The 21,500-nt window shown below is 66.9% G+C and carries 16 protein-coding genes; 9 read left to right on the top strand and 7 right to left on the bottom strand.

Features of this window, described 5'->3' with window-relative positions; genetic code table 11:
- Positions 1–78: 78 nt before the first annotated feature.
- The 7 genes from H7A12_05695 to H7A12_05665 form a co-directional block, all read right to left on the bottom strand.
- Positions 79–2,226: a molybdopterin-dependent oxidoreductase gene (locus tag H7A12_05695; protein MCP5320307.1), complete on the bottom strand. Its 2,148-nt coding sequence runs from the start codon at positions 2,224–2,226 to the stop codon at positions 79–81.
- 44 nt (positions 2,227–2,270) lie between these two features.
- On the bottom strand, positions 2,271–3,392 hold the full coding sequence (locus H7A12_05690) for a phosphotransferase family protein (protein ID MCP5320306.1): 1,122 nt from the start codon (positions 3,390–3,392) through the stop codon (positions 2,271–2,273).
- A gap of 32 nt (positions 3,393–3,424) precedes the next feature.
- Positions 3,425–4,594, bottom strand: a complete 1,170-nt coding sequence (locus tag H7A12_05685) for a hypothetical protein (GenBank protein ID MCP5320305.1) — start codon at positions 4,592–4,594, stop codon at positions 3,425–3,427.
- Positions 4,595–4,967: 373 nt separating this feature from the next.
- Positions 4,968–5,720, bottom strand: a complete 753-nt coding sequence (locus H7A12_05680) for a hypothetical protein (GenBank protein ID MCP5320304.1) — start codon at positions 5,718–5,720, stop codon at positions 4,968–4,970.
- Between the two features lie 10 nt (positions 5,721–5,730).
- Positions 5,731–6,453, bottom strand: a complete 723-nt coding sequence (locus H7A12_05675; GenBank protein MCP5320303.1) for a glycosyltransferase — start codon at positions 6,451–6,453, stop codon at positions 5,731–5,733.
- Between the two features lie 321 nt (positions 6,454–6,774).
- Complete coding sequence (locus H7A12_05670) at positions 6,775–7,284, bottom strand: PEGA domain-containing protein (GenBank protein ID MCP5320302.1); 510 nt, start codon at positions 7,282–7,284, stop codon at positions 6,775–6,777.
- A 1-nt stretch (position 7,285) separates the two neighbouring features.
- On the bottom strand, positions 7,286–8,593 hold the full coding sequence (locus tag H7A12_05665) for a hypothetical protein (GenBank protein ID MCP5320301.1): 1,308 nt from the start codon (positions 8,591–8,593) through the stop codon (positions 7,286–7,288).
- Between the two features lie 444 nt (positions 8,594–9,037).
- On the opposite strand from H7A12_05665, the gene H7A12_05660 reads away from it, so the two are divergent.
- The 9 genes from H7A12_05660 (at position 9,038) to H7A12_05620 (ending at position 21,497) form a co-directional block, all read left to right on the top strand.
- Entirely contained in the window at positions 9,038–9,574 is a 537-nt protein-coding gene (locus H7A12_05660; protein MCP5320300.1) for a nuclear transport factor 2 family protein, read from the top strand.
- Between the two features lie 395 nt (positions 9,575–9,969).
- Complete coding sequence (locus H7A12_05655) at positions 9,970–10,437, top strand: carboxymuconolactone decarboxylase family protein (protein MCP5320299.1); 468 nt, start codon at positions 9,970–9,972, stop codon at positions 10,435–10,437.
- Positions 10,438–10,472: 35 nt separating this feature from the next.
- Entirely contained in the window at positions 10,473–12,203 is a 1,731-nt protein-coding gene (locus tag H7A12_05650; protein ID MCP5320298.1) for an amidohydrolase family protein, read from the top strand.
- Positions 12,200–15,652: a DUF748 domain-containing protein gene (locus H7A12_05645; protein MCP5320297.1), complete on the top strand. Its 3,453-nt coding sequence runs from the start codon at positions 12,200–12,202 to the stop codon at positions 15,650–15,652. The genes H7A12_05650 and H7A12_05645 overlap by 4 nt, the downstream gene beginning before the upstream one ends.
- A gap of 239 nt (positions 15,653–15,891) precedes the next feature.
- A complete protein-coding gene (locus H7A12_05640) occupies positions 15,892–16,794 on the top strand; it encodes an alpha/beta hydrolase (protein ID MCP5320296.1) in 903 nt (300 codons plus the stop codon).
- A 281-nt stretch (positions 16,795–17,075) separates the two neighbouring features.
- Complete coding sequence (locus H7A12_05635; GenBank protein MCP5320295.1) at positions 17,076–17,885, top strand: enoyl-CoA hydratase; 810 nt, start codon at positions 17,076–17,078, stop codon at positions 17,883–17,885.
- On the top strand, positions 17,882–18,700 hold the full coding sequence (locus H7A12_05630) for a glucose 1-dehydrogenase (GenBank protein ID MCP5320294.1): 819 nt from the start codon (positions 17,882–17,884) through the stop codon (positions 18,698–18,700). Before H7A12_05635 ends, H7A12_05630 begins: the two co-directional genes overlap by 4 nt.
- Positions 18,701–18,868: 168 nt before the next feature.
- A complete protein-coding gene (locus tag H7A12_05625; protein MCP5320293.1) occupies positions 18,869–19,849 on the top strand; it encodes an amidohydrolase in 981 nt (326 codons plus the stop codon).
- Positions 19,850–19,988: 139 nt separating this feature from the next.
- On the top strand, positions 19,989–21,497 hold the full coding sequence (locus H7A12_05620; protein ID MCP5320292.1) for a diguanylate cyclase: 1,509 nt from the start codon (positions 19,989–19,991) through the stop codon (positions 21,495–21,497).
- Positions 21,498–21,500 lie beyond the last annotated feature (3 nt).

Raw genomic sequence — 21,500 nt, 5'->3', positions numbered from 1 at the left:
CGGAGGGTGTAGGCGCCAGTTCGTAATGTCCCCTCCGAACCAGTTGGAAGTGTCCCCTTCTGGTTGGGGGGCACGCGTTCACTGCAGTCGGTGTAGCCGCACCGGAATCGCGCTCTGGCGCGGCATGCCCACCCATGGATCGTAGTCGCGATCGGTAGGCACGAGTGCGTTGACCGGCGTGCCGTGCCTGCGCGGGTCGTCGGGCGCGGCCGGATCGCCGCCGAAGGCATGCGCCATCGAGACCACACCGTCCGACAGCCCGGCGTCGACCGCGACCACGGCCCGCACGCGTGCATGGTTGGACTCGATCTCCACCACCTCACCCTCGGCCGCACCGAGCGCCGCCAGGTCCGTCGGGCTGAGGAACGCAGGATTGTGGCGTCCCGTGCTGCGCGGCAAGTCGTGGCAGATCGAATTGTTGACGTGCTTCATGCGACGCGAGACGAGCAGATGCGTGAAGCGGCCATCGCGCCCGTGGTGCCCCGGCTCCGGAACCGGCTCGGCGCACAGCGTGCGCAGCTCGTCGCCCACGCCGTCCGGCGCCATGCACAGTCGTCCCTCGAGGCCAGGGATCGGTGCGCACACCTGCACGTCGAGCTCGTCGAAGACGTGTCCGCCCTCGTAGCCCGCGATCACGTCGATCGGTACCTTCGCGTGCGCGTACAGCAATGCGAGCACGTCGCGCGTCGTCGGGTGGCGCGCGAGGTCGAGTTCGCCGCCGGGCAGCCGGAGTCGGTGACCGAGTCGCTCGGCGAGTGCCGCGAACACGTACCAGTCTTCGAGCAGATCACCGTCGGAGGCGATCAATGCGTCGGTGTACTGCGCGAACGGCCGCTCGTAGAGCATGTCCTGGTACGCCGTAACGTCGGCGCGCTGCAGCATGTGCTTCGCCGCGAGTACATAGTGCGCACGCCGGCAGGTCGGCGTGAGTGCGATGTCCACGCACACCAGCAGCTCGAGCGACTCCAGCGCGCGCGCCAGGCGCACCGGATCGGCGCACGCGGCCAGCGGGTTGCCACCGGTGACGATCAGCGCGCGCACCTGGCCTTCGCCTGGTTCGAGGATCTCGTCGGCGAGCGCACTGGTCGGCATCTCGAGGTTGATCTGACGCAGGTTCCGCAGCCGGGTACGCTCCGTGTTCGCTGCGGGATTCATCTCCGGCGGCAACATCGGGGGCGCGAACGCCTGCGCCGGACGCGGGAACGCCGGCATCAGCACGCTGGGTGCGTTCACGCGTTCACCCTCGCGGTTCCAGCGCCCGCACAGCGTGTCCAGGCAGAGGATCAGGTGCTCGGTCAGCGTGGGCCGCACCGACATATTCGGTCCGGTACCCGCGGTCACGACGCCGCGCGGCCCCTGCGCGAACAGCCGCGCGGCCTGCGCGATCGCGTCGGCGTCCAGGCCGGTGCGCCGCGCCACGTGATCGGGCGTGAAACCCTCGACCGCCGTACGCAGCTCCTCGAGTCCTGCGGTGTGCTGCGCGCAGAACGCGGCGTCGTGCCGGCCCTCGGCGAGGATCAGCCGGATCATGCCGGCGAGCAGCGTGGCGTCCTCGCCGGGGCGGATCGGCAAGTAGAGATCCGCCAGTTCGGCGGTCTCGGTGCGTCGCGGATCGACCACGATCACGCGCAGTCCGCGCTCGCGCTGTGCGCGGCGCAGGTCGCCCGGACAGAAACCCGGCGGACCGCCGTGCACATGGAATGCCGAGACCAGCGGGTTGGTGCCGATCAGCATCACCACGTTTGCCGACTCGAACGAGTGCCCGCCACCGCCCCATTGCCCGTGGCGCATGATCGCGATGATCTTGCCGGGTTGGTCGAGTGTGATCGTGGTGAAGCGCATCGGCGAGCCGATCGCCTCGTGGAACGCGCGCGTGACGCCGATGGCCGTGGCGTTCATGAACGCGGCGGTGCCGGCGTAGGTTGCGATCGCGCGCGGCCCGTGGCGCTCGAGGATCGCGCGCAGGCGCTCCCCGGCGCCAGCGAGCGCCGCCTCGCTCGCCATCGGCGCCAGGGTGCCGTCGGTGCCCCGCGTGAGGCTCGCGCGCAGGCGTTGCGGATTCGCCAGATGCGCACCGATCTGGCGACCTTTCTCGCAGGTGTAGCCTCGGCTCATCGGGTGGTCGAAGTCTCCGCGTGCCGCCAGCACGCGTCCGTCCTCGATCTCGAGTTCCAGGCCACACAAGGCCTGGCAGATACGGCAGAAGGTCTTGTGCGTGCTTGTCATCGACGGTTGCTCCGGACTGTGGCACGAGGAGAAACAGACCCAGCTCAGGACCCCAGACCCGCCTCGGCCAGCCACGAGTAGGGGATCTCCAGCATATCGGCCAGCAGTTGCGTCGCCGGGTTGTTGACCGGCATGTTCGCCGATACCGGCACGGCGCCGGAATCACTCATGCGCTGGCAGGTGCGGATCATCACGATCGTGAAGCGCGCCGCCGCGAACACCTCGTGCCAGAACACATCGTGTACGCGGCGCCCGGCGTGCAGTTCGTAGCGCGCGATCTGTTCCTCGCGCGACGGCTCGCCTTCCAGCCGCGGCAGGGCACTGTCCTCGTGCGCGAAGCGGTCGAACATCAGCCACCACCCCAGATCGAGCTCGGACGGGCCCAGCGCGGCGCCTTCCCAGTCGTTGGCGGCCACGCAGCGGAAATCGCGGAAGATCATGTTGCCGGGACGCGCGTCCCCCCACAGCAGCACCGCCGGGCCCTCGGCCACCGATTCGCGCTCCAGCCATGCCAGCGCATGCGCCAGCACCGGATGCGAACGCCCGGCGAGCAGTTCGTCCGCGTAGCGACGGAAGATCCCGAACTGGCGATCCAGTCCCGGATCCCGTCCGCCGGTCAGCCAGTCGAGGCCAGCGGCCCGGGGATCGATCGCATGCAGGTGCGCCAGCACAGCGAGTCCGTCGTCGATCGCGCGGTAACGCTCCGCCGGCGCGGCGTCCACGTAGAAGCCCTCGCTGGTGTAGACGGGGTTGTCCTTCGGCACGTCGCCGTCGACGAATCCCATCACGTAGAACGGCGCGCCGAGCAGATCGGTCCCCGGCTCGTAACCGGCGAGCGGCGGCACCGGTACGCCACCGGCGTGCGCCACCGCCTGCATCACACGATGTTGCAGCTCGACCGAGGCCATCGTCGTCGCCGTCTGCTGCGGGTAGACCGGCGACCTCCGCGGCTCGATGCGTGCCACGTAGCGCGCCTCGTGCGACTCGCCCGCCTCGCGCCAGCAGGCACGGAAGAACACCGTTTCGTTCGAGTAACCGGAGGCACGCGGCGCGCCGATGTCGGGCACGGTCACGTCGCGTGCGTGCGGATGGCGCTGCGCGAACCACGCCGCCAGCGATCGCGCCAGATCCACTGACGCGCCATCGGCACCCGTTGTGCTGCCCATCGTCGATTCCCCCGCGATGCGTCGCTGGCGCGTTACTTGCCCAGGTCCAGCCAGGGCACCGGACCACTGGCGACGAACACCTGGTGCCCGGCACTGCGCGGGTCCAGCCGCCCATCGACGGTGATGGCGCACGGTGCCTCGCGATGTCCGGGCGTACGCACCTCGCCGTTTGGCCGCCGCACGCGCTCGGGATGCGTGATGTCGTAGACGTCCTGCTCGACTACGTACTCGCCGCGGTAGTAACCGAGTCCCCTGTCGTCGTTCCAGCCCCAGTCGTAGCCGGTGCCGTCCATCGACCAGTAGCCGAGCACCGGCTCGGCGAGCAGTTCGACCTGCGAGCCGTCGTAGCCGCGCAGCCGCGTGCGCAGCCGCCGGTAGATCCGCGTGCCGGGGTGCATCTCGACCTCGACCTCGGCGTCCGCCACCACGAAACGACGCCCCGTTGCCGGCCAGACGATCTCACCGTCGGTGAAGATCCGCGTGCCGTTGCCGAGGAACTGCAGCTGCACGTAGCCGCCGCACTCGCCGGTATTGAACGTGAGCCAGTAGAACACGTAACCCGCCGCCGACAGCAGCGCCTCGGCGCCGGGTCCGTTCACTGGCTCGTGACCCCCGACCTGCGAGCGAACGCCCCACGAGTGATCGCGCCCCGCCCACCAGTCCTCGATCTCGAACTCCTGGTCGCCGAGGCGCACGCTGCCGCTGGCGCGCCCGGCCTGCGTGTAGCGGTGGTAGTCCTGGAACGCGCGCCCGTTCACGCGGTTGAAATGGTGCTTCTCTTCGCTCGGCGGCAGGAAGGCGCGCCACTCGAGGTCGAAGGCGACCGGCAGCTCACCCGCGGCACACTGCAGGCGAATTCGCTCGAAGGGCTGCTCGATCACCACCGCGAGCGGCCCGACCCGCGTCTCGTCGAGTTGCGGGCGCAACGCACGGGAGAGGCGGAAATTGTGCTGTTCGACGCCACCGTCGCGCCCCGGCACCTGGATCGCGCAGAAGCCGTCGAGCACGTTCATGTTCAGGTATTGCCCCATCCCGCACACCAGCGCCATGCGTCCGCGCGGGTCGTAGACGCCGAACCAGTAGCGGTCGAAGAAGCGGTGATCGCTGGTGCCGGCGTGATCGAAGGTGGTGGCGATCTGGTGGCGCAGGGTCTCGTCGAGGGCGCTCAGCACGGCCGGGGTTCTCCCTGTTGTTGTTGCCATGCGCGGCCTCCGCACGACGCAGCAGCGCTGCGGAGGATGCACTCGGGGGCGATTAGATAACAGGCACAGGGCGGATGTCACGGTTCGACGCCGTGGATGACAGGATCGTCACTTCAGGGCGTGCAGCGCTTCCCGGCGATCGCGCGCTTCCGGCATCGCGGGCGTCGATGACGCGGGCGCAACGGCAGCAGCGTGTGTTCGATCAACATCGACGTGGAGACGTGCGTACATCGACGTGGAGACGTGCGTACGCTGAGGCAAGGCCGTGCGAGTCATGGCCAGCATCGAGGAGCCGGCGCCGATCGAGCAGATCCTGGTGCATGTGCGGGTGGCATGTGCGGGTGAAGGGCGAACGTCGCGCGAACGGCGACGTTCAGTCGTCCAGCGTGCCCGGTTGCGGCAGCGGCGCGCCGGGTGGCGCCCAGTGGTAGCGATCCGCGATGCCCACGCGCAGCATCAGCCGGAACAGCGGGTTGAGCAGCGGGTTCGCCCAGCCGGTGACGAGGCAGAAATTCGACACGCCTTCGCGGTGGTGGATGCCGTGCGTGCGCGCGGAGTACATCACGTGCCAGCGCTGCAGGCGGTGGATGACGGGCTTCCAGACGCGAGAGCGCGGAGTGTCATGCACGCAGGCGTGGATGAACTGCACGTTGGCGACCAGGAAGCCGGCGACGGCGAGGGTGAACGCGATCGCCGGCGGCGCGGCGAACGACAGCAGCACGACGACGCTCGCAGGAATCACCGTTTCGAAGACATGCACCGGGTAGATCTTGCGGTTCATCGCCCGTGGCCGATCGTGGTGGATCTTGAAGCTGTAGGCGAGGTGGTCGATCAGCCGCGCGTCCGGGTGTGCGTAAACCGCGCGGCGCAACGCCTTGAATTCGTCGCTGTTGCGTTTGCCGGAGTAGACGTACATGCGGTCGAAGCCGGCCTTCCCGTTGATCGGGTAGTAGTCGAGGAAGACGTGCACCAGGCCGGAGAGGAAGTCGGCGAGGAAAAGCGCCAGCGGAATGCTGACCGCAAGCGCGATCGGTGGTATGGCGGCGTAGTCGACCTGCAGCAGCGCGACGCCAAGCAGCGCGTAGAAGGTGAGGCAGGTGACGGTGGCGATGCGTTTGTAACTCATGGTGGCGGTCTCACTCGCGACGTCGTGCGTCGTACCAGTAGCCGAGGTTGGCGCGGTCCTGTACGAAGGCGCGGCCTGCGGGCACGCTCTGGCGGATGCGCAACATCACCGCGATGACACGCCACCAGGGATGGTCGCGGTACTTGCGGCCGCTGGTGAGCACGCGTTCGTCCAGCCGCACGAGCTTGCCCTTCTTGCGCAGCGCGACGCCGAGATGCACTTCCTCGGCGACGAAATAGCGCTCGTCGAAACCGCCGACGGCGAGGAACGCGTCGCGGGTGACGAACAGGAACACGCCGAGCATCACTTTCTTGCGTTCGAAGCGACGCTCGACATACGGCAGCAGCAGGCGCACGTAGAGCGGCAGTTTTCCGTCGTAGGCGAAGCGCGCGCCGCCGCCGATGGCGCCGCCGGCGATCGCCTCGCGCGCGGCGGCGATGAGCGAGGGCGTGATGCGGGTGTCTGCGTCGACGAAGACCAGCAGCTCGCCGCGGCTTTCCCGCGCGCCGGCGTTGCGCACGGCGCCGATGTTGCGCAGTGCCACCGGCACCACGCGCGCACCGGCATCGGCGGCGACGCGCGCGGTGCCGTCGGTGGACGCGTCGTCGACGACCAGCACCTCCCAGGGCGTGCCGGCCGCATCGCCGGCGGCGCGGATGGCGGCGAGCGTCGCCGGCAGCGCGACGGCCTCGTCGTGCGCCGGGACGATGAAGGAGATCTGTGGGGTCGACATGCCCGGCATGGTACACCGGCGCGCCCGTACGATGGGGATGCGATGCGCCGGGCCGTAGGGGCGAGCGGCCGCTCGCCCGTACGATGGGGATGCGATGCGCCGGGCCGTAGGGGCGAGCGGCCGCTCGCCCGTACGATGGGGGCGACCGGGCACGCGCTGGACCCGTCGGGTTGAACCCGACCCACGCAGGTCGGCATTCATGCCGACATGCCGACCAGGCACGCGCCGGACCCGTCGGGTTGAAACCCGACCCACGTAGGTCGGCATTCATGCCGACACGCCGACCGGGCACGCGCCTGACCCGTCGGGTTGAAACCCGACCTATGGCGCCAGCAGGCGGCGGCGGATGCGCAGCTCCTCTTCGGCGCTGATCAGCCCCTCGTCGAGCAGTTCCTGCAGTACCTGCAACTGGCGTAAGCGCCGCACGGGCACCGTTTCGGGCATGGCAGCGGCTGCCGGCGCGGGCGCACCCGTTGCATCGCCCGCGGGTCGCGAACCGGTGACGAGCGGGTCGCAGTCGAGCGTGACATGCATTCCGCGCGCGAGGTGTTCCAGCGTCACGCGCTGCACAGCCGTCGCGCAGCCTTCGCGGCGCAGCGTGACCAGTCCGTACAGTGCGGCTTGGTCGTCGCGGTAGTCGTTCGGGTAGACCGCGCGCTCGCTGACCGTCACCGGCGTGTGCCCGGCACGGCCTCCGATCAGGATCACCTCCGCGCCGGGCGGGTCGGATTCGATCCGCAGGCGACCGCTCGCGGTGTCCTCCTCGGCCGTGTTGCCGGACGCCGCCAGTGTGGCGAGTGCAGCCAGCAGAACGCACCGTGGGCACCGCATGTCAGAACGCCGTGTCCAGTCCGAACAGGATGTAATGCTCCTGGTCCAGGTGGCCGGTCCAGTAACGCCCCGACTTGCGACGTGCATCGAGAAAATCGTAGTTCAGCTCGATCACACCCTTCACGTTGCGCATGAAATAGTACGATGCGGTCAGGCTCAGACTGTTCATGTCGATGCCTTCGTAGATCGTGTCCGTGCGGTCGAAGTCGTTGGCGTCGGCATGGTTGTACAGCGCGGAGAACGCCCAGCGTTCGCTGTGGATGTAGTCCACACCGGCGAAGCCGCCGTGCCAGCGCATGTCCCTCGACGGGTCTGCATCGAGGAACCCGTTCCAGGAGTTCCACAGGTACTGCGCGTACCAGTAGATCCTGCCATCGATGTCGCCCGACAGGTCGAGGCCGAGCACTCGCTTGTCGGAGTCGTGCGCACCGCGCGTGAGGCCGGCGTTGCCGGCTGCGATGCTGCGTTGCTCGCCATCGAGGCCGAACAGTCCTGCCGTCACCGGCCCGATGTCGGTGCCGATGCGGCCGAACACGGTCTTCGATCCATCGTTGTCGAACATCTTGTCCGGACGACGATAGCCCGGGCTGTTGATGTTCAGGTTGTCGGTGATGCCGTTGCCGTTGCTCAGGCCGAGCGCGAGCTCGAACGGGCCGAGGTCGCGGTCGAACAGCACACCGCGATCATAGGTCACGCCCGCCATGCGGTAGGGCATGAAGTCCTGGAATGGCAGCCGCACCTCGCGCGGGAACATCAGGTCCGACAACTGGAACTGCCCCAGTTGCATGCCGATGCCGGTGCCGAACACGTTCGCGTGGCGAAACCACGCGTCCTCGACCAGTGTCTCGCCGTTGACACCCTTCTCGGCCATGATCGCGTAGAAGTAGTAGGTGATGTTGTCGCTCAGTGGCGCGCTGGAAAGCAGCTTGACCAGATACGGCGACTGGAAATCGGTACTGGCGGATTCGGTGCGGCCGGTCAGCGGATCGATCGAGCGGCCGTTGCGGGCCTGCGTGTACGCCTGCGCACGCACCGCGAACGGCGGGTAGGCGGGCAGCGCGAGGGACGGATCGCCGGTTTTCACGGTGGTGTCCTTCCAGTTCGGCAGCCGCATGTTGTTGGCCGCGAACTCCTTGCCGAAGCGGTTCAGGCGCGGAAACGCCGAATGACAGGCTGCGCAACTCATGCTGTAGCGACGGGCGAACTCCGGCATCGCCTCGGCCGTAGGCACCACCGAGGCAGCGCCGGTGGCGAGCGACAGCGCCAGGACCCAGGTTCTCAGCCGGTGTCGAACTGCGGACGGCGGCATCGTGGATCTCCTCGGAGCGTGTCTGCGGGCAACGGTAGGGAAGGGCCGCCGGAGAGTCAATCGCTGTGACTTTTCCGCCGGCGCACGGCAGCGGTGTGCCGCTCCCGTGTGGGGTTGGTGTTGTGATGTCGCGGAAGCATCGCTCGACCCTCTTCCGCCACGACGCCGAGGTGGGTGTGAAGCGCAGGGTGAAGCGCCGGATGCTTGGTCAGCCACTTCGGTACGGTGGGGTGCTTGGGTGTGGCGCTGCTGGCACTGTCCAGTGACCTCACCGTCGCGGGTGTTGCGCGGGATTGCTCCGGCCGTCGGGACTCGGCAAGAATGTCCCTGCGGATATCGTCCGGGTGAGCCCCGCGGAGCGCGCCGAGGCGCTGCGGGAGTGAAGCCACACGGTGCGCAGCAGACTACATCGATGAATCGGAATCGTATCCGGAGGAGCTGACGATGAAGCGCTCGAAACTCATTCTGACCGCGATCCTGTTGATGCTCGGAGCCGTGATCGCCCGGGCGGAGCCGGCAGTACGGGACGCAGGCGCGCTTGCGCTCGATCGGCTGGAGGTGATCGAGCTGAGCAGCCGCTATGCCTGGGGCATCGACACGCTTGATCGGGCGCTGCTCGCACGAACGTTCACGCCGGATGCGGTGGCCGAATACGTCGGCGTTGGCGAGAAGCCCCTCGATCTTCGCGAGCGACTCGAGGGCTTCGAGAAGATCTACGCGTGGTTGACGAAGAGCCTCGGCCATCGGAAGGGATGGCAGGCCCTGCCCTGGCACTTCGTGGAGAATCACCTCGTCGAGCTGCACGGCGATGTGGCGACGATGAAGTACTACATGCACAACCGTCCGATGGCCGCCGGGGGCATCTACACCGTGCAGGCCGTGCGCACGCCCGAGGGATGGCGAATCGCTCATCTGAAGCTCGAGGAACAGATGTGGAAAGCCGACTTCTACCAGCCGGCCGCGGCGACGGATCGACCGTAGGGGCGAGCGGCCGCTCGCCCCTACGATGGGAATGCGATCCGTCGGATTGTGGGGCGACCGCCGCTCGCCCCTACGATGGGAATGCGATCCGTCGGATTGTGGGGCGACCGCCGCTCGCCCCTACGATGGGAATGCGATCCGCCGGATTGTGGGGCGACCGCCGCTCGCCCGTACGATGGGAATGCGATCCGCCGGATTGTGGGGCGACCGCGAGTCGCCCCTACGATGGGAATGCGATCCGCCGGATTGTGGGGCGACCGCGAGTCGCCCCTACGATGGGAATGCGATCCGCCGGACGTAGGGGCGAGCGGCCGCTCGCCCGTACATCTGGGCCGCTCGCCCGTACATCTGGGCCGCTCGCCCGTACATCTCTTCACCACCGCAGGAGTGGAACCATGCAACAACGTCTGGACTACAGGACCGCGTCGCCGGATGCGTTCAAAACGATGCTTCACTTCGAGCTGCAGGTTCACAAGTCAGGCATCGAGGAATCCCTGCTCGAGCTCGTCAAGTCGCGTGCATCGCAGATCAACGGCTGTGCGTGGTGTCTGGACATGCACAGCAAGGATGCGCGCGCGCAGGGCGAGACCGAACAGCGTCTGTACCTGTTGCCCGCGTGGCGCGATGCGCCCTGCTACAGCGAACGTGAGCGTGCCGCGCTGGCGTGGACCGAAGCCGTCACCGGAATCGCCGCGACGCACGACGTTCCCGACGATATCTATGCCGAGGCGCGCAAGCACTTCGACGAGAAGGCACTCGTCGACCTGACGCTTGCGGTGATCGCGATCAACGGCTGGAACCGCTTGAACGTCGCGTTCCGCACCACGGTCGGCGACTACGTCAGCCCGCACGCGAAGAAGTAGAGGCGATCCACGAAACCGTCAACGAGGGCAAGGCCATGTTCGATCTGGTGATTCGCAACGGCATCATCGTGGACGGCACAGGACGCAACCGCTTCAGCGGTGACGTGGCCGTCACGGGCGGCAGGATCGTCCAGGTAGGGCAGGTCGGTGGCCGGGGACGCGAGGAAATCGACGCCAGCGGACTGCTGGTGACGCCGGGCTGGGTCGATGTGCACACGCATTTCGACGGGCAGGCGACGTGGGATCCGATCCTCGAACCCTCGTCCGTTCACGGCACCACTACCGTGGTGATGGGCAACTGCGGGGTTGGCTTTGCCCCCTGCAAACCCACCGACGAGGAGCGCGACCGCATGATCCGCGTGATGGAAGACGTCGAGGACATTCCGGGTTCCGCGCTGCACGAGGGCATCAGCTGGGAGTGGGAAAGCTTCCCCGAGTACCTGGACGCCCTGGATCGCTGCGAGCGCGTCATCGACGTCGCGGCCCAGGTGCCGCACTGCGCCGTGCGCTGCTACGTCATGGGTGAGCGTGGTGTGCACAACGAAGCGGCGACGGAGGAAGACATCCAGCGCATGGTCGAGATCGTGCGCGAAGGGCTGGCAGCCGGGGCGCTCGGCTTCAGCACCTCCCGCACCGAGCTGCACCGCACGCGCGATGGTGACGTGATGCCGGGTACCTACGCCGACGAAGCCGAGTTGCTGCGCATCGGCGCCGTGCTCGGCGAACACGGACGCGGTCTGTACCAGGTCGTGTCGGACTTCCACGACTGGCGGCGTGAAATGGACTGGATGAAGCGCCTGTCGCTCTCAACCGGTCGCCCCGTCAACTTCGTGCTGTTCTATCGCCGCGACGCCGACGCACCGCGCATTCGCGAACAACTGGCCTATGTGAAGCAGGCCAATGCCGAAGGCGCACGATTGGTACCCCACGTGGCGGCTCGCCCGGTCAGCATCCTGATGGGCTGGGAGGGCTCGGCCAATCCCTTCATGCTCTGCCCGAGCGCGGGCGAAGTGCTGGCGCTGACCGGCGCCGAACGTGTGGCAAGGCTGCGCGATCCCGGGTACCGCGCGCGGCTGCTGGCGGAAAGGCCGGTGCTGACAGGCCACGACCTGGTGGATGCCCTCGGCAGCGATTTCGACAACTTCTTCGTGCTGGGTGATCCGCCCGACTACGAGCCGCATCCCTCGAGCAGCGTGGGTGCCATCGCGCGGCGTGCTGGCGTATCCCCGGCGCAGATCGCCTATGACGCGCTGCTGGCCAACGAAGGGCGCGGCATGCTCTATTACCCGGTGTTTGGTTACGGCGCGGGTGACCTCGGCACCCAGGTGGAAATGCTCAGGGATGAAAGCACCGTGCTCAGCCTTGCCGACGGTGGTGCACACTGCGGTGTGCTCTGCGATGCCAGCATGCCCACCTATGTGCTGCAGCACTACGTGCGTGACCGCACCCGTGGAGAGCGGTTTGCGCTGGAATGGGCCGTGCACCAGATGACCGAGCGAACCGCGCAGGCGGCCGGTCTGGAGGATCGCGGCACGCTGAAGCCTGGCATGCTGGCGGACGTCAACGTGATCGACTTCGACGCACTGCGCCTGCACGCTCCCGAGGTGGTGTACGACCTTCCGGCTGCCGGGCGCCGCGTGGTGCAGCACGCCGATGGTTATCGCGCCATCATCAAAAGCGGTGTGGTCACGTTTCGCGATGGATGCCACACGGGTGCACTGCCGGGTCGGCTGATCCGGGGAACCCAGTCGGCTCCCGCTGCGTGAACGTGAACAGCGTGGGCGCTCTTCGCGATCTGCTGCTGCGTGGACTGCGCCGCAGGGCCGTGCAGATGGCTGCGGCTGCCGTGGTGGGGTACGCGCTGCTGGGTTTTCTGTTGCTGCCTTATCTGGTGGAGCGCGCCATACCCCGGTTTGCCCACGACAGCTTGCAGCGCGAAGCCAGCATCGGCGCAGTACGCTTCAACCCGTTCCTGTTCAGGCTCGAGGCCGATGAGTTTCGCCTGCAGGAGGCGGATGGCCAGCCGCTGGCAGGTTTTCGTCACTTGCTGATCGATTTCGAGCTCTCCAGCCTGTTTCGGTGGGCCTGGACGTGCGCGGACATCCAGCTCGATGGCCTGGACCTGCTGATCGACCGTGATCCGGAAGGCCGCAACAATCTGGCCCTCCTCGTGGCGAGCGTGGTCGGAGAGCCGGCGGCGCCGGAACCGAAGCCCGCCGCCGCGACCCGGCTGTTGTTGCAGCGCATCGCGCTGAGTGACGGCGTCATCACCTACCGTGACCGGGCTGGTGCCGAGCCAGCGGAATACGTGCTGCAGCCCGTTGCGCTCGAACTGGAGAACGTGGCAACGCTGCCCGAGCACAACGGCGCCTACGTGCTGCGTGCCGATTTGCCGCAGGGCGGCAGCGTGCGTGTGCAGGGGGATGTCACGCTGCAGCCGTTGGCGGCTCATGGCGAGCTCGGGATCAAGGGGTTTCGTCTGGCCGCGCCGTGGGCGTTCCTGCGTGAGCGCGTGCGTCTCGCCGAACCCGAAGGCACGGTGGAATTTCAGACCGGCTACCGCTTCATCCTCGGCGACAGTGGACCCCAACTGGAGCTGGAACGGATACAGATTCAGATCGCCGGGCTCGATGTTCGTGAACCCCAGGCAGCGGTTCCGTTGCTGGCGCTGCAAACGGTCGAGATCCGCGATGGCCGCTTCGATCTGGGTGGGCACAAGGCGGAACTGCCCCGGATCGTTGCCCGCAACGGGCGCGTGAGTGCGGCGCTGGCGGAAGATGGTGCCGTGAACTGGCTGCGGTTGCTCGTGACCGATGACAAGCCGGTGGTCGAGTCGCCTCGATCAGGAGGATCGTCGCCAGGCGTGCCCTGGCATCTGCAGGTCGGTGCCGCGCAGTTGGACGGTATCGCGCTCAGCCTCAGTGATCGCAGCCGATCGGTCCCGGTGCAACTGGAGGTCGGCAGCCTCGGCGCCACGTTGGGCGCTGACATCAGCATCGCGGACGACACGACCGTGGTGGTCGACTCGATCGGATTGCAGTTGCACGAGCTGAAGCTCGTGCCGATCGGCGCAACCGAACCCCTGGCCGTGCTCGGTGAGTTCGGGCTCGAAAATGGCAGCGTGGATACCGGCAAGCAGGAAGTTGCCATCGACCGGATCCGCCTGCACGCAGGCCTCACGCGTATCGACCGTGATGCCGACGGCAAGATCAAGCTGCTGGCAGCGCTCGCACCTGGTGCGGTGCGGGCTGGATCACCCAAGGCTCCGGCGAAGGACGCCGCTGGAGCCGATTGGCATTTCAGACTCGATACCCTGCAGCTCGATGACTACGGTGTGGGTGTCAGCGACCAGAGCCTGCAGCCATCGCTTGCCTACGATCTGCAAGGCATCAGCGCCACCGTGAAGGGCGTCAGTAACGCGGCGCAGGCGGCGGCGAGCTTCGAGGCAAGGCTGCGCGTTGCGCAGGGCGGCACCCTGACGGCGGCTGGCAGCTTTGTTGCCGACGGCTCGGCTGCCAGGGCACGGCTCGAGCTCGACCAGCTGGCACTGGTGCCGCTGCAACCGCTGCTCGCGCAGCGGGCGCGGCTCGATCTGAAGGCGGGTAGCGCGTCGGCACGGATCGACTTGAATTATGCGCCGGGTGCAAGCGCCCCGCTGCTGCGTGCAGCCGGCACCGCGCGGATCGACGGTCTGCGTATCGACGAGGCGATCGACGGTGATCGCCTGGTTGCCTGGAAGACGCTGACGGCCGACGGCATCGATTACACGTCCGAACCCGGCAAGCTGGTGATCAGGGAGCTGCATCTCACGGCGCCGGACGCGAGGGTGGAGATCTTCAAGGATCGCAGTGTCAATCTGGGCAAGGCCTTCGAGCCGGGCGACGTTCATGCCGACAAGCCGAAGCCCACGGCCGCCGCAGCGCAACGACCTGCCGCGCAACGGCCCGCAGAGCAACGACCCTTCCCGGTATCCATAACGCGCGTACGCGTCGAGAAGGGTATCGTGGACTATTCCGATCAGAGCCTGGTGCTGCCGTTTGCGGCGAAGATCCATGATTTCAAGGGTGTGGTGACAGGCATCAGTTCCGACCCGGCGGGTCGCGCCAGGCTGGATTTCGAGGGGCGTGTCGAAGACTACGGCAGCGCGAGGATCAACGGCACGCTCGCGCTCTTCGCACCGAAGCGCTTCACCGACATCCGCACCCGGTTCAGCAATGTCGATATGCCGCCGCTCTCGCCTTACAGCGGTACCTTTGCCGGGCGCAGGATCGCCAGCGGCAAGCTCTCGCTGGACCTCCAATACAAGATCGAGGACGGCAGGCTCGAAGGGGACAACAAGATCCTGCTGGAGCAATTCACCCTGGGCGAACAGATCGAGTCAGCGGATGCGCTGGATCTGCCGCTCGACCTGGCCGTGGCGCTGTTGACCGATTCGCAGGGACGGATCGACATCGCCGTGCCGGTCACGGGCGAAATGGACAACCCGCAGTTTTCCCTGGGCGGCGTCATCGGCCAGGCGCTCGTGCGCATGCTCACCAGGATCATCACGGCACCGTTTGCTGCACTGGCCAATCTGCTGGGTGGCAGCGCAGAGCAGGCAAGCGTGATTGCCTTCGATCCGGGCAGCTTCGCACTGGCGCCGCCGCAGCAGGAGAAGCTCGTCGGCGTCGGCAAGGCGCTGGCCGAGCGCCCGCAGATGAAAGTCATCGTCGGCGGTCGCTACGATCCACGGGCCGACGGCCTGGCGATGCGCGACGTCGGCGTGCGGCGGGAGTTGGCGGCCGAACTGGAGGTGAAGCTTGCAGCCGACGAAGACCCGGGGCCGGTCGCCTTCGACGATGCCCGTACCCAGCGTGCACTGGAGAAGCTGTTGAAGGCGCGTGCCGGCGACCAGGCGGTGGATGAGTTCCAGGCCGAGTACCAGCGGGAAACGGGGGAGACGGTCAAAAGGGTGAACCCGCTGCTGGCAATGGTCGGGCAGGCAAGCCCGGGGTTTGCTTTCTATGAGGCATTGTTCAAACATCTGGTGGAAATCCATCCGCTGGCAGATGCCGACTTGCAGGCATTGGCCGAGCAGCGTGCGGCAGCCATGGCGCAGTCGCTGATCACCGATGCCGGCGTCGATGCGCCACGCGTGGAGATCGGCCAGGTCGAGCCTGCCGGCAAGTCCGGTCAGGATCAGGTGGAAAGTGCGCTCTCGCTGGGTGTGCGATGAGCAGGGCCGTAGGGGCGAGCCGCCGCTCGCCCGTACGATGGGGATGCGATCCGTCGGGCCGTAGGGGCGAGCGGCCGCTCGCCCGTACGATGGGGATGCGATCCGTCGGGCCGTAGGGGCGAGCGGCCGCTCGCCCGTACGGGAGCACCCGATCGATCGTCTGTAGGGGGCGAGCGGCCGCTCGCCCGTACGGCGCCGCTCGCCCGCATAAATCGACGCTCGCCCGAAGGAGTCTCACCGTGACACGCAGTGCACGACTGCAGCAGATCATCGACGCGGTGCCGGCAGATTTTGCCGACCCGGCGGCGGATTACCGTCGGGTCCGCGCCATGATGGCGCCGTTCCACAGCCAGCCGGTCGGTGCGGAACTCGTCATCGAGCGGCGTGAGTTCGGTGGCGTCGGTTGTGGTCAGTACCGGTTGCCTGGCCAGGCCGGTGCTGCGGTGGCGTTTCACTGCCATGGTGGTGCCTTCGTTTCCTGCCCGCTGGATCACTACCACTTCTACGGTGAAATGATCGCGAGGCGTATCGGGTGCCAGGTCGTGATACCCGACTACCGGCTTGCCCCCGAGCATCCGTGGCCGGCGGCCCATGACGATTGTCTTGCGGCCTATCGCGGGCTGCTGGAGAGTGGGGTGGCGCCGGGGCGGATCGTGGTGCTGGGGGAGTCGTGTGGCGGCAGCCTGGGGCTTTCGATGCTGCTGCGTGCGCGCGATGCGGGATTGCCGATGCCTGCGGCGTTCGTGTCGCTGACGGGTTGGTTCGACCTGTCGGTGGCCGGCCCGACCTTCGATGAGCGTGATCCCTTCCTGACGCCGGAGTGGGTGCGCAACCGTGCGCGTGATTACCTTGCGGGCCGCCTGGCGCTGGACGACCCGCGGGTGTCGCCTGCGTACGCTGCGCTGCACGGGTTGCCGCCGCTGTACCTGCAGATGGCGCAGTTCGACACCGTGCGCGAGGGTGTGCTGAAGGTCGCGCTGGCCGCAGCCCGTGCCGGTGTGGCGGTGACGCTGGAGAGCTGGCCCGGCATGATTCACGGCTGGCACGGCCTGGTGAACAGCGGGGTCGAGGAGGCACAGGCAGCGTGGGCTGCGATTCGCCGCTTCTGTGAGGTGCACGTCGCTCGAGGACGGCATGAATGACGATCCGGTTGCAATCGCAGGGGCGTAGGGGCGAGCGGCCGCTCGCCCGTACGAGCGAGCGGCCATTTGTCTGTAGGGGCGAGCGGCCGCTCGCCCGTACGCGGCACCCCCGATCGATCGGCTGTAGGGGCGAGCGGCCGCTCGCCCGTACGAGCGAGCGGCGATTTGTACGGGCGAGCGGCGGCTCGCCCCTACGGCCTACCTGATCTGAAGGCGGCGACAGCGTAACGCCCGCTCTGCGATACTGCCCGGACACAGTCAAGCAGCCGCAGGAGCCTCCGATGTCCGAACCCGTATTGCTGGTGCAGAAGGATGGGCCCGTCGCCACGGTGACCCTCAATCGGCCCGACGCGATGAACGCCTTTTCCGCCGAACTGCGTGTGGCGCTGGGCAAGGCGTTCCGTGAGCTGAAGGCCGATCCGCAGATCCTGGTTGCGATCGTTACCGGAGCCGGCCGTGCGTTCTGTGCCGGCATGGACCTGAAGGAGCTGAGCAGCGGCGGTGCCGACGCCTCGGGCTTCGACAAGAGCGTCGAGGGCCAGGACATGGCCGAGGCCATCGCGGAATTCGACGGGCCGGTGATTGCCGCCGTGAACGGCCATGCCATCACCGCGGGTTTCGAACTCGCGCTCGCCTGCGACTTCATCATTGCCTCGACCAGCGCGAAGTTCGCCGATACGCACGCCCGGGTCGGCATCCTGCCCGGATGGGGGCTGTCGGTGCGCCTGCCGCGCCTGATCGGCATCAATCGCGCAAAGGAAATCAGCTTTACCGGCAACACCGTTACCGCGGCGCAGGCCTGCGAGTGGGGGCTGGTCAACCGCGTGGTGCAGCCCGAGGAACTGCTGCCGACCTGCATGGAGCTCGCACGCCAGATGGCCAGTTGTGTGCCGCATGTGCTGAAGGGCTACAAGAAGCTGATCGACGACGGCTACGGCATGCACGTGCCCGCTGCACTGAAGGCAGAGAAGCTGGCAGGCATCGAGTCGGCACGGCAGATCTCGGTTGCCGACATCGCCGCGCGTCGGGAAGGCGTGTTCGACCGCGGCCGGGACCAGACCCGGCACGCAGGTCCGGAGCAGGGGCAATGAAGCCGCTGGAAGGCAAGTCGGTCATCCTCACCGGTGCCGGCGGCGGCATCGGCCGCCCGACGGCGCTGGTTCTGGCCGCGGCGGGTGCCCGCGTGGTGGTCAGCGACATCCACGCGGGCAACCTGGAGCAGACTCTCGATCAGGTGCGTGGGGCTGGCGGTGAAGCGATCGCGGTCCGCGCCGACATCACGCGGGAAGACGATGTGCGCGCGCTGGTGCAGGCTGCAGCGGCTGCCTTCGGAACAGTGGACGCGCTGGTGAACAACTGCGGCAACAGCCTGCACCGGGATCGGGACATCGTGTCGATGGATGTCGATACCTGGGACGCCACGATGGCGCTGAACGCGCGTGCGCCGATGCTGTGCTGCAAGCACGCGATTCCGGTGATGCTCGCGCAGGGCGGCGGTGCCATCGTCAACATTTCTTCCGGCGCTGCCCTGTCGGGGCAACTGGGCATCCCGGCCTACAGCGCCGCGAAGGCAGCCGTGATTTCGCTGACCCGTTCGGTGGCGACGCTCTACGGGGCGCAGGGCATACGCTGCAACGCCATCGCCCCCGGGCTGATCATGCACGACCGCCTGGCGGCGGTGTTTCCCCCGGAGCAGGTTCGTATCGACGAGCAGAACATCCTGAGTCCGCGCGCCGGAACCCCGGACGACATTGCCCACGCGGTGGTGTTCCTGGTGTCCGACGCCGCGGCGTTCATCAACGCACACGTGCTGCCGGTCGACGGCGGTCTGCTCGCCCATACGCCGACCTATGCCCAGACCCTGGCCATGGGTTCGGCAGGGCCCAACACGAGCGTGGAGCGCTGAGCCCGCGGTGTGCTCACGTTTGCAGGCCACACGGCGCCGGTTATGGTAATGTCCGCCGTGAACGAGGCGCCCGCTGCGGTCCGTGTGGCGGCGCGCGACACCCCTGACCTGGCTTGATCGGCTGTGCGGGCCGATGTGCGAGGTCGTTCAACCCCAGGAGTAGGACGCATGACGAAGAAAGACTATTTCATCATCGATACCGAGACGCACCCGATCGACGCCGCCATGTGGCACCAGCTCGCGCCGTACCAGGGGACGCAGCGTTTCATGCAGTCGCTGCAGGGCACCATCCGGCCCCTGGTCCAGGAATTCCCGTCGATGGAAAACGACGGCATGGGGCCCTTCGAGAAGATGATCTCGAACATGGACGCCTCGGGTACCGACATGGCCTGCGTCATTCCGGAAGCGTTCCTGTTCTGCAGCGGCGGCACGACGCCGATCTCGACCAACGCGTGGATGCTGGAGGGAGTGCAGAAGTACCCCGACCGCTTCATCATGTGCCCGAACTTCGGTCCGATCATCCAGCGTGGCGTCGAGAATGCCATCCGCGAGATGGAGTTCCTGACGAAGGAATACGGCATCAAGGTCTTCAAGTTCTATTCGCCGGAAGACACCTACATCAACGACAAGCGGCTGTGGCCCTTCTACGAGAAGGCACAGGAACTCGGACTGGTGATGCAGGTGCACACCGGAACGGGTTACGTGTATGGCGGTCGCAGCAAGTTCTGCCATCCGTCGCAGCTCGAGGACGTCTGCTATGACTTTTATGATCTGCGCATCGTCGCGTTCCACTTCGGCTGGCCGCACCATCGCGAGCTGAACCTGCTGGCAGCCACGTTCCCGAACCTGTACATCAGCGTGAGCTTCCTGAACCACGCGATGGGCTGGCGGCCGAAGATGTTCCAGGAACTGATCGGTGAAGCCATGCTGTACGCGACGGTCGACAAGGTGGTCTGGGGCAGCGACACGAATGGATCCGGCATGAAGGAATGCGTGGACCCCTTCCATACCTTCCAGATCGACGAGGAAGGTCATCGCGGCTGGGGCTGGTCCTACATCACGGAAGAAGACCGCGCGAAGATCTTCGGCCTGAACATGGCGAAGCTGCTCGGGATCGAGCCGACCAAGAGGGTGAAACGCCCAGCCTGATCGATCGCGGCGCAGCAGGTCGGCGCCGCAACTTCCGCTGTCCTGGTGTGCGGAACGTTGCGGCGCCTGTGCAGGTGATCTGCTGACTGCCGTCGTGATTGGGCCTTCGATCGCACGGATTGCAACGAACAACAAGATTATGCCAGCGAAGACTCCCGCCGAAACCGCACGCGAGGCGCTGATGCGGCTCGCCTCGCTCAAGCTTGCGCCGACTCCGGCCAACTATCAGAGGATATACAACGAGATCGCGGGGGTGCCGGAAGTCAGCGCATTCCCGACGCAAGCACTGCACGCGATCGCACAAGGCTTGCCGGCCCGTACGCCGTTCCAGAAACAGCAGCGCGATGCCTTTGCGCGCGCGGTCGAGCGCAGTAGCTGGGAGGAGTTGCAGCGGGTTCTCGCGGGCTACGCGATACGCGAGGAGCTCCGGGTCGATACGCCGAACCATCGCGCGAACCCGACGGCGGAGCTGCGCGAGCAGGTCGCTCGGCTGGTGGAGAGCAGCCTGCCGGCGCTGGGAGACGATGACTCGCGCTTTTCCCAGCTCGCCGACGATGTGATCAGGCATTTGCGTGACCCCGGTATGGAGCTCGCACAGCTCAAGTTGCCGTTGGCAGAGTTCTGTCACCGGCTCGCGTTCGCTGCCGAGGACCAGGCCGAAATTCGTGCGGTCCTGCTGAAGCTGCTGCATCTGGTCATCCAGAATGTCGGTGAGATCAGCATGGACGACGACTGGCTGAAGCGTCAGCTCGATGCGCTCGCTGCGGCGGCCGCACCGCCGCTGACGCTGCGACGGCTGGATGACCTGGAGCGCCGCCTGACCGACGTCATGCGCAAGCAGATCGACGCCAAGGAGCGCACGCTGGAGGCGCAGGACCAGATGCGCCATATGCTCGCGACCTTCGTCGAGCGCCTGGCGCAGATGACGGATTCCACCAGTTCGTACCGTGACGGCATCGAGCACAGCGCACGTCTGCTCGAGCAGGCAAGAAGCATCGACGAGATTGCACCCGTGCTGCAGAACGTGATCGCGGCGACGCGGTCGATTGCATCCGAGATGGAATCCACGCGTGACGAGCTGCGCGAGATGCGCGAGAAGGTACAGACTTCCGAGGCCGAAGTCGTGAAGCTGCACGCGGAGTTGAACGCGGCAGCGGATCAGGCGCGCCACGACACGCTTACGGGCGTGCTCAATCGCAAGGGTCTGGACGAGGCCATGCAGCGTGAGCTTGCCGTCGTGCATCGCAAGGAGGCGCCGCTGTGCGTTGCACTGCTGGACATCGACAACTTCAAGAAGCTGAACGATGGCAAGGGGCACGAGGCCGGTGATGCGGCGCTGCGACATCTCGTGAGCGTGACCAAGGAGTGCATGCGTGGCCAGGACACGCTGGCACGCTACGGTGGCGAGGAGTTCGTGATCCTGATGCCGGACACCGTGCTGGCAAACGGCATCGAGGCGATGAAGCGCCTGCAGCGTGCGCTCACGCGACGCTACTTCCTCGCCGGCAGCGAGCAGATCCTGATCACGTTCAGCGCGGGCGTTGCCCAGTTCGAGCAAGGTGAAGGCGCCGAAAGTGCGATCAAGCGTGCTGACCAGGCGATGTATCTCGCGAAGCGAACGGGCAAGAACCGCGTCCTCGGCGCGTGAGCT

The sequence above is a fragment of the Pseudomonadales bacterium genome (assembly GCA_024234165.1).
Lineage (GTDB): Bacteria > Pseudomonadota > Gammaproteobacteria > Pseudomonadales > UBA5518 > UBA5518.
This window is presented reverse-complemented; position numbering and strand designations above follow the sequence as displayed.